This is a genomic window from Streptomyces sp. NPDC002446, assembly GCF_053595675.1.
Map to the genome: position 1 here is coordinate 1 of NZ_JBSFYC010000125.1, position 13,714 is coordinate 13,714.

A 13,714-nucleotide genomic window follows, 5' to 3' on the forward strand; every position below is an offset into this window, starting at 1 on the left:
GTCCGGACGTAAAGCGAAGCAGTCCGGACACCCTGCCCCGGAGGACCGCCACCGGCACCCGAAAAGCCCCGCGCAGCGGCACCGCCCGCCGCAGGCGAACCAACAACAACCCCCACGGCGGGCCAGCCGAAAACGTGGGCAGCCAAGCCAAGCGCAGCGTCAGGCCCGCCGGAAGACGGCCACCGTGCGGCCAGGGACGGTGAAGGTGCCCGAGGAAGCGGCGTAGGCCGCAGTGGCGGTGGTGCGGTCGGCGCCATGGGCCTGGCGGGGATGCAGGGCGTAGGGCTCGCCGGCGAGGGCGGGAACGGTCTGGGCCTGCTGGTGGGGGGTGGCGTTGAAGACGACCACCAGGTCGGCGAGTCGCATGGTGAGCACGCCGGGGGTCTCGTCCTTCCCGGAGAGGGGGAAGGACAGCGCCGCCTGGACCGCCGCGGTGGTGGGCAGGCCGAAGGCCGGTTCGGTGGCGTGGATGCGGAGCAGGTCGCGGTAGGCGGCGGAGGCGCTGCGGATCGCGGCGCAGCCGGGGCGGAGCGCCGGGTCGGCCAGCAACGGCTTGGCGTAGGGCCACTTGTCCTTGTTGTCGGCGGCCGGGGGCAGCCCGCGGCCGAAGCCGTTGCCGTCGGCGCAGTTCCAGTGCAGGGCGTTGAACCAGTCGCCGCTGTTGAAGGAGTTGCGGTCCAGGGACTTGGAGCGGAGGAGGTCCGAACCGGCCTGGGAGAGGGCGGGTCCTTGCGAAAGGGCTGCGGTGGCCAGTGCAAGGACTTGCAGACGGGCGCGGTCGGCGGCGCTGGTTCCTTGCGGAAGTTTGTAGGCCAGGGCGTCGTAGAGGGTTTCGTTGTCGTGGGCGTCGGCGTAGGCGAGGGCGTCGCCGGGGGCGGCCGCGTAGCCGGCCGGGGCGCCGTTGTAGTCGACGTCGGAGCCCTTGACGCGGCGGCCTGCGGTGTCGGTGAAGGTGTAGTCGGCGAGGTTGCCGGTGAGGCCGACCTTGATGAGGTCCTGGTAGTGGAGGAGACGGGACCGCTGGGCCGGTGTATCCCCGCTCCGCTTCGCTCCGCCTTTGCTCTGTGCTGAGCCTTCGGAAGCAAAGCTAGCGGGCGAGGAGTTGGGGTCGGTGTACAGGCCCGAGGCGAAGCCCTGGACGCGGGGGTCGGCGTCGAAGGGGCCGCCGCCGCGCACCGCGTCGCGGGCCCGGTCGCTGAAGGTGGCGATGCCGGTGCCGGCCATGTTCCGCTGGGTGGCCTGGACGAACCGGGCGTCGTCTGCCGCCTCGCCGAAGTTCCAGCCCTCGCCGTAGAGGACGATCCGCTTGCCGTCGACGCCGTCCTCGGCCGGCGTCAGCGCGTCCAGGGCCTTGCGGACGGCGAGGATGTTGGCCTTGGGGTGGTGGCCCATGAGGTCGAAGCGGAAGCCGTCGATCTTGTACTGCCTGGCCCAGGTGACGACGGAGTCGACGACGAGCTTGCCCATCATGGTGTGTTCCGGGGCGGTGCCGGAGCAGCAGGTGGAGGTGGCCACGCCGCCGTCGTCGAGCAGCCGCTGGTAGTAGCCCGGGACGATCCGGTCCAGGACGGAGTGCGGGTCCTGGCCGCTCGCGGCGGTGTGGTTGTAGACGACGTCCATGACGGTGCGCAGCCCGGCGCGGTTCAGCCCCTGCACCATGCGGCGGAATTCGACGGTGCGGGCGGTTCCCCGGGCGTCCGAGGCGTAGGCGCCCTCGGGGACGGTGTAGTGCAGGGGGTCGTAGCCCCAGTTGTAGGCGTCGCGGGCGGCGGTCTTGGCGAGGCACTCCTGCTGGCGGTCGGAGTCGGGGGCGTACGAGGCGAGGTCGCAGCCGGGAGGTGCCTGGTCGGCGGGCCGCTCGGGGACGGTCGCGGCGTCAAAGACCGGCAGCAAGTGAACGTAAGAAGTTCCAGCGGCTGCAAGGGATTTCAGATGGCGCATGCCGTCCGACCGCATGTCGGTGAAAGCGAGGTACCGGCCGGGGTGGCGGGAGGTGCGGTCCTCGACGGAGAAGTCCCGGACGTGGAGCTCCTGGATGCGGGCCCGGCGCAGCGGCACCGCGGCGGGCTTGGCCAGCCGTGCCCAGCCCCTGGGGGCGAGCTTCGGGTCGTCGAGGTCGACGACGAGGCTGCGGGCCGAATCGGCGGTCAGGGCGGTGGAGTAGGGGTCGGTGACCTTGTTGGTGACGGTCCTGCCGACCGTGGGCGCCCAGACGGTGACGAGGTAGCGGTAGGGCTTTCCGGCCCAGTCCCGCTGCCCCTGGACGCGCCAGACGCCGCTGCCGTCGTCGCGCCGCATCGGGACCGTGCGGCCGTCGAGTTCGAGGGCGACGGTGCGGGCGGTGGGCGCCCAGACGGAGAGGGTGGGGCGCCCGTGGCGGAAGACCGGTCCCAGCGCGGCGTGTTGGGCGCGGGCGCCGTAGAGGTCGTCCAGGACGCCGGGTATCTGCACGCCGGTCGTCACGCGCCGGCCGTCCGCCGTGCGCTGGGCGGCGACGAGCCGGTCGCGCAGGGCGGTGCGGGCGAGGTCCCGGTCGCGGGGGTCGACGGTGAAGGCCGGATACCCCGTCAGATGCGGATGGGTGGCGCGTTCGGCCGGGCTGAGCGTCCCGGGCGTCAGCCGGATACGCCCCTCCGCCGGGCCGCCGCCCTGTGCAGTGCCGAACTCCAGCTGGGCGTCGGCGCGTTCGGCGCCCTTCCAGACCACCGTCTCCCGGTCGATCCACTGTGCCAGGGCCTGGCCGGCGACGGGTGGGGACGCCTGGGCCTGCTGCTGCGGTGACGCGACGAGCAGGCCCGTCGCGCCGAGGGTCAGGGCGAGGGCGGCGGCCAGGCGCCGGGCGGCCCGGCGGGTGAGGAAGGACATGGCTCATGGTTCTAGCCGCACCGATTCCTTGTTGCAAGACCTTACGCAAGACATTGCAACGGTGTTACGTTCCCTCAGTAACGGTCCGGCCTGCCGGAGGTCCGCACCACAAGGGGCCCTACGCGCCCGGCCGGCCGGACCGGCACCATGGCTCGCCCGCCGCCCGTGCGCCCAGTTGGCGCATAGTCACCTATGCCTGCAAGACGGGCGAATCACCCCGGCATGTCCGGGGAATCTCCCCATCATGATCAACAGCCCCGAGAACCACACCGGCCGCACACCGCACCACGACGACGCGACCCGCACCTACTACGACACCGCCGACGTCGACGCCTTCTACGACGCCGTCTGGGGCGGCGAGGACATCCACATCGGCATCTACGCCGACGACCGCGAAGCGATCGCCGACGCCTCGCGCCGTACCGTCCGGCACGCCGCGGACAAGGCCGCCGACCTGCTCGGCCCGCACGCCACCGTCCTCGACCTCGGCTCCGGATACGGCGGTTCCGCCCGTGCGCTCGCCGAACGCTTCGGCTGCCGCGTCGTGGCCCTCGACCTCAGCGAGGAGCACAACCGGCGCCACCGCGCGGCCAACGCCCGACGCGGACTGGACGGCCTGATCGAGGTCGTCACCGGCACCCTGGGCGACCTGCCCTATGAGGCGGAGCGCTTCGACGCCGTATGGTCGCTGGAGGTGCTCTGCCATGTGGAGGACCGGGAGGGCGCGCTCCGGGAGGCCGTACGGGTGCTGAGACCGGGCGGTGCCCTCGTGTTCTCGGACATCATGGCCGCCGAGGAGACACCCGCCGAGTCCGTACGGCCCGCGTTCTCCCGCCTGGGCGTGCAGAGCCCGGCAACACCGTCCTTCTACCTGGAGCAGCTGTCCGGGCTCGGCCTTGAGGGCGTCGGCTTCGAGGACCGCACCGCGGACCTCGCCACCCACTACGCGCGCCTCGACGAGGAGGTCCACCGCCGCGCGGCCGAGCTGCGGGGCCTCATCAGCCCCGCCTACGTCGACGACCTGCTGGCCAACCTTCCTCTCTGGAGCGACATCACCCGCCGCGGCCTGCTGCGCTGGGGCCTCTTCCACGCCCGCCGCCCGGCCGGCTGACCCTGCCCGCGGGTCACTCCCGGGCGGCCGGCCCCGTGGAACCCCGGACGACCAGCTCCGGCTGGAAGATGAACTCCGTGCGCTGGGCCGGGGTCCGGCGGCCGCCCTGGGCGCGGTCGTGGATCTCCTCGATCAGGGCGCCCACCGCGGCGGTCGCCATCGCCTGTACCGGCTGGCGCACCGTGGTCAGCGGCGGGTCGGTGAAGGCGATCAGCTGGGAGTCGTCGAAGCCGACGACGGAGACCTGCCCCGGCACGTCCAGGCCCCGGCGGCGGGCCGCGCGTACGGCGCCCAGGGCCATCAGGTCGCTGCCGCAGACGATGCCGGTGCAGCCCTCGTCGAGGAGGGCCGCGGCCGCCGCGTCGCCGCCCTCGACGCTGAACAGGGTGTGCTGGACGAACCGTTCGGCCTGCCCCCTCGACAGGCCGAACGACTCGCCCAGTGCCGCCGCGAACCCCTCGGCCTTGCGGCGGGAGGGGACGTAGCGGACCGGGCCGACGGCCAGCCCGATCCGCTGGTGGCCCAGCTCGGCGAGGTGGCGTACCGCCATCCGGGCCGCCGCGCCGTCGTCGGGTGAGACGAACGGCGCGTCGATGTGCGGGTTGTAGCCGTTGATGAGGACGTACGGTACGCCCCGGGACGCGAGGCGGGCGTAGCGGGTGGGGTCGGCGCGGGTGTCGGCGTGCAGGCCGGAGAGGAAGACGATGCCGGTGACGCCGCGCTCCTCCAGCTGCTCGACGAGCTCGTCCTCGGTGGCTCCGCCCGGCATCTGGGTGCACAGGACCGGCGTATATCCGTGGCCGGCCAGGGACTGTTCGATGATCTGGGCGAAGGCCGGGAAGATCGGGTTGGTCAGCTCGGGGATGACCAGGCCGACCAGGCCCGCGCTGCGGCGGTGCAGCCGTAAGGGACGTTCGTAGCCGAGGACGTCGAGCGCGGCGAGCACCCGGCGCCGGGTGCTCGCCGCCACGCCCGCCTTGCCGTTCAGCACCCGGCTGACGGTCGCCTCGCTGACCTGCGCCTGGGCGGCGATGTCGGAGAGCCGGGGGGTGGCGTGGTCAGGGGACCGGGTCACTCCTCCCACCAGACGGTGGTGTCGGCGGGGAGGATGAAGTCGCCGTCGACCACGGGCAGTTGTCCCGAGGAGAGCAGCGGCCGGCCGGGGGCGGGCAGCCGGGCCGGGGACCCGGTCGTGTTGACCGTGCAGACCAGGCCGCCCGCGCGCCGGAAGGCCAGTACGCCGTCGGGCGCGTCCAGCCATGCGACCGCGTCGCCCGCGCCGAGGCCGGGGTGGCTGCGCCGGAGGGCGAGGGCGGTGCGGTAGAGCTCCAGGGTGGAGCTGGGGTCGCCGGTCTGGGCATCGACGGTGAGGGGGGCCCAGTCGGCGGGCTGGGGCAGCCAGCTGCCGCCGTCGCCGAAGCCGTACGGGGCCTCCTCCCCGCTCCAGGGCAGCGGCACCCGGCAGCCGTCGCGCAGGCCGTCCTGGCCGGTGGCGCGGAAGAACGAGGGGTCCTGGCGGGCCTCGTCGGGCAGGTCGGTGACCTCGGGCAGGCCGAGCTCCTCGCCCTGGTAGACGTATGCGGAGCCGGGCAGCGCCAGCATCAGCAGGGTCGCGGCGCGGGCGCGGTCCAGGCCGCCGCCGAGGCGGGTGCGGTGGCGGACGACGTCGTGGTTGGACAGCACCCAGGTCGTCGGGGCGCCGACGGGGCGCATGGCGTCGAGCGAGGAGTCGATCGCCTCGCGGAGCGCCCCGGCGTCCCAGCCGGTGCCCAGGTAGTGGAAGTTGAACGCCTGGTGGAGTTCGTCGGGCCGCAGATAGAGCGCGGTGCGCTCGGCGCTGGGGGTCCAGGCCTCGGCGACCCCTATCCGCTCGCCGGAGTACTCGTCGAGGACGGCGCGCCAGGAGCGGTAGACGTCGTGCACCCCGTCCTGGTCGAAGAACGGCAGGGACTGGGTGCCGAGGAGCTGCAGCTGCTCGGCGTGGCCCATGTCCGGCAGGCCGGGGGCCTTGACCAGGCCGTGCGCCACGTCCACCCGGAAGCCGTCGACGCCCAGGTCCAGCCAGAACCGCAGGATGGAGCGGAACTCGTCCTGGACGGCGGGGTGGTCCCAGTTGAAGTCGGGCTGTTCGGGGGCGAAGAGGTGGAGGTACCACTCGCCGTCGGGGACCCGGGTCCAGGCGGGTCCGCCGAAGAGGGACTCCCAGTCGTTGGGCGGCAGTTCGCCGTTCTCGCCGCGGCCCTTGCGGAAGTGGAAGCGCTCGCGGGCCGTGGAGCCGGGGCCCTCGGCCAGTCCGCGGCGGAACCATTCGTGCTGGTCGGAGCAGTGGTTGGGGACGAGGTCGACGATGATGCGCAGACCGAGGCGGTGGGCGTCGTCGATCACCGCCCTGGCGTCCGCGAGGGTGCCGAACATCGGGTCGACGGCGCGGTAGTCGGCGACGTCATACCCGGCGTCGGCCTGCGGGGAGGCGTAGAACGGGCTCAGCCAGACGGCGTCGACGCCCAGGTCGCGCAGGTACGGCAGCCGGCTGCGGACGCCCGCCAGGTCCCCCATGCCGTCGCCGTTGCCGTCGGCGAAGCTGCGCGGATAGACCTGGTAGATCACCGCGTCGCGCCACCAGCCGGTGGCAGCAGTAGCGTGGTCAGGAGTGACGTCGTGCTGTGGGGTCATGTCATCCCTTGGTGGTGCCGGCGGTCAGTCCGGCGACGAGGTGGCGCTGGGCGAAGGCGAAGACGAGCGCGGCCGGTACCGCGATGATCACGGCGGCGGCGGTCATCGAACCCCAGTCGTTGGTGTACTGGTTGACGAAGGTCTGCAGCCCGCCGGCGAGCGTCAGGTTCTCCTCGCCGGTCATGAAGGCCGAGGCGTAGGCGACCTCGGCCCAGGCGGTGACGAAGGTGTAGAAGCCGGTGACGGCGAGGCCGGGGCGGGCCAGCGGCAGGACGAGCCGCCAGAAGGTGCCGAACGGGTTGAGGCCGTCGACCCGTCCCGATTCGTCGATCTCCACCGGGATGGTGTCGAAGAAGCCCTTCATCATCCAGGCGCAGAACGGGACGGCGATGGTCAGGTAGGTGATGACGAGCCCCGCGGGCTGGTTGAGCAGGCCGAGGTTCGCCAGGAGGTTGTAGAGCGGCACGATCAGGACCGCCACCGGGAACATCTGGGTGATCAGCAGCAGCCACATCAGCGGGCGCATACCGGGGAAGCGGAAGCGGCTGACGGCGTAGCCGGTGGTGGCGGCGATGAAGACGCCGAGGACGGTGGTCAGCCCGACGATCACCACCGAGTTCCCGAACCAGGTCAGGAACGCGGTGTCGGCCAGTACGTGGGTGTAGTTGGCGAAGGTGAAGTGGGTGACGAGGCTGGTGGAGAAGGCGTCGTTGCGGGGCTTGAAGGACGTCACCAGCAGCCAGAGCGGCGGGAAGACGGCCACCACCGCGGCGAGGAGCAGGGCCGTGTGCAGGCCCACCGACGCCAGGGGGCTTCGTTTGTTGCGCATGCTCACCACACCTCTCCCTGCTTGCGCAGCGCCCGGCGGTAGACGACCGCGACGGCCGAGAGCAGGAGCAGGATCAGGACGCCCCAGGTCGCGGACTCGGAGAAGTTGCGGGGGCTGTCGACGAAGGAGAGCCGGTAGGCGTAGGTCACCAGGATTTCGGTGGCGTCTCCGGGGCCGCCCCGGGTGAGCAGGAAGATCACCGGGAACATGTTGAAGGTCCAGATGGCGGACAGCAGGATGACGGTGCTGCTGACGGCGCGCAGCCCCGGCAGGGTGATGTGGCAGAAGCGCTGCCAGGCGTTCGCACCGTCCATCTCCGCGGCCTCGTACAGCTGGCCCGGTATGGACTGCAGGCCGCCGAGCACGGCGACGAGCATGAAGGGCACGCCGAGCCAGACGTTGACGGCGATGACCGAGAGCTTGGCCCAGGTCGGGTCGTTGAGCCAGGGGACGGCGTCGATACCGCCGCCGGCCAGCAGCTTGTTGAGGATGCCGTGCTTCTCGTTGTAGAGCATCCGCCAGGTGAAGACGGAGATGAACGCGGGGACGGCCCAGGGCAGGATCAGCGCGAGGCGGTAGAAGGTGCGCCCGCGCAGCTTCCGGTTGAGCATGTTGGCCAGCGTGAGGCCGATCAGGAAGGTGACGGACACGCAGGCGACGGTCCACAGGACGGTCCAGCCGAGGCGGTCCCAGAAGACGCCGTCGGAGAGCACGGCCCGGTAGTTGTCCAGGCCGGTGAACTTGTAGGTGGCGGGGATGTGGTTGACGCCGATGTGCCGCTCGACGTTGGCCTCGTTGGCGTCGGTGAGCGAGAGGAAGACGCCGCGCACCAGCGGATAGCCGATGATCACCCCGATGACGAGTACCACCGGGGCGACCATCGTCCATGCGTACCAGTGGGTGCCGAGCGTCCGGCGCACCCGTACAGCGAAGGTCACTTGTAGTCCTTGAGCAGCTTCCGGTAGGCGTCGCCGGTCGCCTTGGCGGCCTGCTCGGGCGTGGCGGCGCCGGTGAGCACCTTGTTCATCTGGACCTTGATCGGCTCGAAGAGGGAGTTGCCCTCGGCGATCCAGGGGCGCTGGACGGCGCCGTCGACGGCCGGCTTGAAGAACTTGACCATTTCGTTCTTCTTGACGGCCGGTATGTCGTATACGGACTTGCGGGTCGGCAGCAGGCTGAGCCGCTCGGTGGTCTGCTGCTGGATCTTGGCCGAGCTCATGTACTTCACAAAGGCGTAAGAGGCCTGCAAGTTCTTGCTGCCGGCGTACACGGAGAGGTTCCAGCCGCCCTGCGGGGAGCCCTGGGCGCTGCTGCCGGCGGGTACGGGGGCGACGCCGAGGTTGCCCTTGTCCTTGAAGGCCTTGCCGGCGCGGGCGCCCTCGATGTCCCAGGGGCCGTCGATGGCCATCGCGACGGTGCCGTCCTTGAGGGCCTTGAGCTGGTTCTCCTGGCCGTCGGTGGCGTCGGTGACCGCGGCCTTGGAGTCGACCAGGTCCTTGAGGGTCTTGAAGGCCTTGACGCCGGCGCCGTCGTCGATCTCGACGACCTTGTCGCGGGCGTTGACCAGGTCGCCGCCCTCGCCGTAGAGGTACGGCAGGAACCAGTAGGGGTCGTCGCCGCGCAGGTAGAGGGCGGTGGCGCCGGTCTTGGCCTTGATCTTCTTGGCCGCGGTGGCCAGCTCGGCGAAGGTCTTGGGCACCCCGACACCGGCGTCCTTGAGGAGCTTCTTGTTGTAGAAGAGGCCGAGGGTGTCGATGACCTGGGGTGCGGCGTAGGTCTTGCCCTTGAACTTGGTGGAGCCGAGGGCCTGGGGGAGGTAGTCCTCGGCCTTGTCGAGGGCCGGGGTGCCGTCCAAGGGGGCGAGGTAGCCGAGGTTGGCGAAGTCCGCGGTCCAGGCGACCTCGGTGCGCATCACGTCGGGGGCTCCGGAGTTGCCGCCGGCCGCGTTCTTGAACTTGGCGTTGGCATCGCCGAACGGAACGCTCACATACTCGACATGGACCTTGGGGTGCTCCTTCTGAAAGCCTTCGGCAAGCTTGCGGTACGTCGCCTTCTCGGCGTCGTTGGAGGTGTCCCAGAAGGTGACGGTTCCGGACAGTTCACCCCCGCTGTTGCCGCCGTCGCCGTCGCCTCCGCCGCACGCCGATGCCGTCATTGCCAGGCCCGCTACCAGCGCGGTGACCGTTACGCCCCGTATGCCACGCCGCATGTGAACTCCTTAGGGAAATGCCTCAGATGGCGGTCAGGAACGTAACAGCGCTGCAAACAAATCGAAAGACCTTGCGGCAAATTGCTGCAAGATTACTGGAAGGGATTGCAGCGCAATGCCCGGAACGGGACCCTGGAGGGGCTCGTGGCACCGTCACCCGGCGCCCGCCCGAGCGTTGACTCCGTGAAGGCACCCCACACGCCTCTTGATCTCGACAGGGACGTCAGATGACCCAGGAGCTCACTTCCCCCAGCCCCGCCCCCCAGGTGCCCGGACCGGGCCGAGGTCCACAGTGGTGGCGAGACGCCGTCATCTACCAGGTCTACGTCCGCTCCTTCGCCGACAGCGACGGCGACGGCATCGGCGATCTGCGCGGGGTCCGCGAACGGCTGCCGTACCTCAGGGACCTGGGCGTGGACGCCGTCTGGCTCACGCCGTTCTACGCCTCGCCGCAGGCCGACGGCGGCTACGACGTCGCCGACTACCGCGCCGTCGACCCGCTCTTCGGCACCCTCCAGGACGCCGACGACCTGCTGCGCACCGCCCACGACCTGGGCCTGCGGGTGATCGTCGACATCGTCCCCAACCACACCTCCGACCGGCACCCGTGGTTCCAGGACCCCGAACTCGCCCGGCAGCGCTACCTCTTCCGCCCCGGCAAGGGCGCGAGCGGAGAACTCCCGCCCAACGACTGGGAGTCGGTCTTCGGCGGCCCGGCCTGGACCCGCACCGACCGCGGCGACTGGTACCTCCACCTCTTCGCCCCCGAACAGCCCGACCTGGACTGGGACAACCCGGATGTACAGGCCGAATTCGAGGCCATCATGCGCTTCTGGCTCGACCTCGGCGTGGACGGCTTCCGGGTCGATGTCGCCCACGGCATGATCAAGGCGCCCGGTCTGCCCGACATCGGCCACGGCCAGCAGGCCAAGCTCATCGGCAACCAGGTACTGCCGTTCTTCGACCAGGACGGGGTGCACGCCATCCACCGCACCTGGCGCCGGCTGCTGGACGGATACGGCGACGCCCACGGCAAGCAGGTGATCGGCGTCGCCGAGGCCTGGGCACCCACCCCCGAACGCCTGGCCCTGTACGTCCGCCCGGACGAACTGCACCAGGCCTTCAACTTCCAGTTCCTCAACACCCCCTGGCGGGCCGACGCGCTGCGCTCGGTCATCGACGCCTCGCTCGCCGCCACCGCCTCGGTCGGCGCCCCCACGACCTGGGTGCTGTCCAACCACGACGTCGTCCGGCACACCACCCGCCTCGGCGACAGCCTGGACCGCGCCCGCGCCGCCACCCTGCTGATGCTGGCGCTGCCCGGCTCCGCGTACCTCTACCAGGGCGAGGAACTGGGCCTGCCCGAGGTCACCGACCTGCCCGACGAGGCCCGCCAGGATCCGGCGTTCTTCCGCGGCCGGTCCTCCGGGACCAGCGGCCAGGACGGCTTCCGCGACGGCTGCCGGGTGCCGCTGCCCTGGAGCGGGGAGGAGGCCCCGTACGGCTTCGGCGACGGCGGCAGCTGGCTGCCCCAGCCCGCCGACTGGGCCCCCCTCACCGTCGACGCCCAGACCGGCGACCCCGCCTCCACCCTGGAGCTCTACCGCACCGCCCTCGCCCTCCGGCGCAGCCTGCCGGGCCTGGGCGACGGCCCGATGAGCTGGCAGCCGGCCCCCGACGGCGTCCTCGCCTTCACCCGGCCCGGTCTGCTCTGTACGGTCAACACCCTCCGTCACGACGTCGAACTGCCACCGCCCGGAACGCCGCTGCTCTCCAGCGCACCGGTGACCGTCAACGGCGCGTCGGCCGTGCTCCCCGGTGACAGCTCCACCTGGTGGGCAATCTGACAGCCGGACGGTAAGGTCCCCTTCATGACCGCCCGGCTGGCCGATATCGCAGCGCAGGCGGGTGTCAGCGAGGCCACCGTCAGCCGGGTTCTCAACGGGAAGCCCGGAGTCTCCGCCACCACCCGCCAGTCCGTGCTTGCCGCCCTCGACGTGCTGGGGTACGAACGCCCGGTACGGCTGCGGCAGCGCAGCGCGGGCCTGGTCGGGCTGATCACCCCGGAGCTGGAGAACCCGATCTTCCCGGCCTTCGCCCAGGTCATCGGGCAGGCACTGACCCGCCAGGGCTATACGCCGGTCCTCGCCACCCAGACGCCGGGCGGCTCCACGGAGGACGAGCTGACCGAGATGCTGGTCGACCGCGGGGTGGCCGGCATCATCTTCGTCTCCGGACTGCACGCCGACACCTCCGCCGACATGCAGCGCTACGAGCAGCTGCGCGGCCAGGGCGTCCCGTTCGTGCTCATCAACGGCTTCTCCGACAAGGTGCAGGCACCGTTCGTCTCCCCCGACGACCGGGCCGCGGTCGACCTGGCCGTCAGCCACCTCAGCGCGCTGGGCCACCGGCGGATCGGGCTGGCGCTCGGCCCCAAGCGCTTCGTGCCCGTCCAGCGCAAGATCGAGGGCTTTGTCCGCGCCATGCAGGAGCGGCTGCAGATCGGCCCGGCCGAGGCGGAGCCGTACATCCAGCACTCCCTCTACACCCTGGAGGGCGGGCAGGCCGCGGCGAGCGCGCTGATCGAACGGGGCGCCACCGCCATCGTCTGCGCCAGCGACATGATGGCGCTGGGCGCGATCCGGGCGGCCCGGCAGCGCGGGCTGGACGTACCGCGGGAGATCTCCGTGGTCGGCTTCGACGACTCCCCGCTCATCGCCTTCACCGACCCGCCGCTGACCACGATCCGGCAGCCGGTCACGGCCATGGGGCAGGCGGCGGTCCGCGCGCTCCTGGAGGAGGTCGGCGGCACCCCGGCGCCGCACAGCGAGTTCGTCTTCCACCCCGAGCTGGTGGTCCGCGGCTCGACCGCCTCGGCGCCCAGGACCACCCGGATCCCCAGGCCGCTGCGGGCCACCTGACCCGGGGACGTCCCCCAGAAGTACGAGGGTGCCGACTCCCTCTCAGGACCGATACAAACGATCGAATACCCGCCCAAAGGATGATCGGCGACACGCCCCTTTCTGGCAGACTGTCTGCCTATGGGTGAAGCGAATACGAGGACTCTGGACGGCCTGCCGACCACCCCGCCACCCACCGGGGAACGTCTGGACCGACCAGCGGACGAGGGCCGATTGCTCCGTCTGCGCTCCCCTCGCACACCCCGGCTCTGGTTCGAGATCCTGCTGATCGCGGTCAGCTACTGGACGTACTCGATGATCCGCAACGCGGTGCCGGAGCAGAAGGCGAAGGCCCTGAAGAACGCCGACTGGATCTGGCAGGCGGAGCACTCGCTGGGCATCGCCGTCGAGCACACCGTCAATCACGCGGTGGACTCGGTGACGTGGCTGATCGTGTCGATGAACTACTACTACGCGACGCTGCACTTCATCGTGACGATCGGCGTGCTGGTGTGGCTCTACCGCTGGCATCCCGGCCGCTATGCCGCGGCCCGGCTGGCGCTGTTCGCCACCACCGGCGTCGCCCTGGTCGGCTACTACTTCTACCCGCTGGCGCCGCCCCGGCTGATGCCGGACGGCGGCTTCATCGACACCCTGATCGACCACGGCACCTGGGGCTCGATGGCGTCCGGCAACCTCGCCTCGATGTCCAACCAGTACGCGGCGATGCCGTCGATGCACATCGGCTGGTCGCTGTGGTGCGGCATCGTCATCGCCCTGCTGGCCAAGCCGGTGTGGGCCAAGGCCCTGGGGCTGCTCTACCCCGCGACGACGCTGCTGGTCATCGTCTCCACCGCGAACCACTTCTGGCTGGACGCGGTGGGCGGCGTACTGTGCCTGGGCTTCGGGTTCGCGGTGGCGGGGGTGTGGTTCGGGGGGCTTCCGCATCGGCTCCCCCGGTGCGCTGCGCTTGGCTGATTCCCACATTCTCGGCTGGCCCGCCGTGGGGGTTGCTGTGGGTTCGCCTGCGGCGGGCGTTGCCGCTGCGCGGGGCTGTTCGGCTGCCGGTGACGGTCCTCCGGGGTAGGGGTGTGGGACTGCTTCGCTTTACGTCCCACACCCCTACC

The 13,714-nt window shown here is 71.1% G+C and carries 10 protein-coding genes; 4 read left to right on the top strand and 6 right to left on the bottom strand.

Annotation, left to right across the window (positions count from 1 at the left end; genetic code table 11):
* Window positions 1-159: 159 nt before the first annotated feature.
* The gene (gene pulA / locus ACWD6P_RS35890; protein WP_451448415.1) at window positions 160-2,865 is read right to left on the bottom strand and encodes a pullulanase-type alpha-1,6-glucosidase; all 2,706 of its coding nucleotides are present in this window, start codon (window positions 2,863-2,865) and stop codon (window positions 160-162) included.
* A 244-nt stretch (window positions 2,866-3,109) separates the two neighbouring features.
* Between pulA and ACWD6P_RS35895 the strand changes: the two genes are divergently transcribed.
* Window positions 3,110-3,976, top strand: coding sequence for an SAM-dependent methyltransferase (locus tag ACWD6P_RS35895; RefSeq protein WP_451448416.1), 867 nt, complete (start codon window positions 3,110-3,112; stop codon window positions 3,974-3,976).
* Between the two features lie 13 nt (window positions 3,977-3,989).
* Here the strand turns inward: ACWD6P_RS35895 and ACWD6P_RS35900 are convergent, their stop codons facing one another.
* The 5 genes from ACWD6P_RS35900 to ACWD6P_RS35920 are packed head-to-tail and all read right to left on the bottom strand — an operon-like array spanning window position 3,990 to window position 9,687.
* Window positions 3,990-5,060, bottom strand: coding sequence for a LacI family DNA-binding transcriptional regulator (locus ACWD6P_RS35900; RefSeq protein WP_451448417.1), 1,071 nt, complete (start codon window positions 5,058-5,060; stop codon window positions 3,990-3,992).
* A complete protein-coding gene (locus tag ACWD6P_RS35905) occupies window positions 5,048-6,649 on the bottom strand; it encodes a glycoside hydrolase family 13 protein (RefSeq protein WP_451448418.1) in 1,602 nt (533 codons plus the stop codon). Before ACWD6P_RS35905 ends, ACWD6P_RS35900 begins: the two co-directional genes overlap by 13 nt.
* 1 nt (window position 6,650) lies before the next feature.
* Complete coding sequence (locus ACWD6P_RS35910; RefSeq protein WP_451448419.1) at window positions 6,651-7,478, bottom strand: sugar ABC transporter permease; 828 nt, start codon at window positions 7,476-7,478, stop codon at window positions 6,651-6,653.
* 2 nt (window positions 7,479-7,480) lie between these two features.
* Complete coding sequence (locus ACWD6P_RS35915; protein WP_451448424.1) at window positions 7,481-8,359, bottom strand: carbohydrate ABC transporter permease; 879 nt, start codon at window positions 8,357-8,359, stop codon at window positions 7,481-7,483.
* 53 nt (window positions 8,360-8,412) lie between these two features.
* Window positions 8,413-9,687: an extracellular solute-binding protein gene (locus ACWD6P_RS35920; RefSeq protein ID WP_451448420.1), complete on the bottom strand. Its 1,275-nt coding sequence runs from the start codon at window positions 9,685-9,687 to the stop codon at window positions 8,413-8,415.
* 227 nt (window positions 9,688-9,914) lie between these two features.
* On the opposite strand from ACWD6P_RS35920, the gene ACWD6P_RS35925 reads away from it, so the two are divergent.
* From ACWD6P_RS35925 to ACWD6P_RS35935, 3 genes are all read left to right on the top strand, one after another.
* Complete coding sequence (locus tag ACWD6P_RS35925; RefSeq protein WP_451448421.1) at window positions 9,915-11,534, top strand: glycoside hydrolase family 13 protein; 1,620 nt, start codon at window positions 9,915-9,917, stop codon at window positions 11,532-11,534.
* Between the two features lie 24 nt (window positions 11,535-11,558).
* A complete protein-coding gene (locus ACWD6P_RS35930; RefSeq protein WP_451448422.1) occupies window positions 11,559-12,608 on the top strand; it encodes a LacI family DNA-binding transcriptional regulator in 1,050 nt (349 codons plus the stop codon).
* Between the two features lie 120 nt (window positions 12,609-12,728).
* Window positions 12,729-13,565, top strand: a complete 837-nt coding sequence (locus ACWD6P_RS35935; protein ID WP_451448423.1) for a phosphatase PAP2 family protein — start codon at window positions 12,729-12,731, stop codon at window positions 13,563-13,565.
* Window positions 13,566-13,714: the final 149 nt, after the last annotated feature.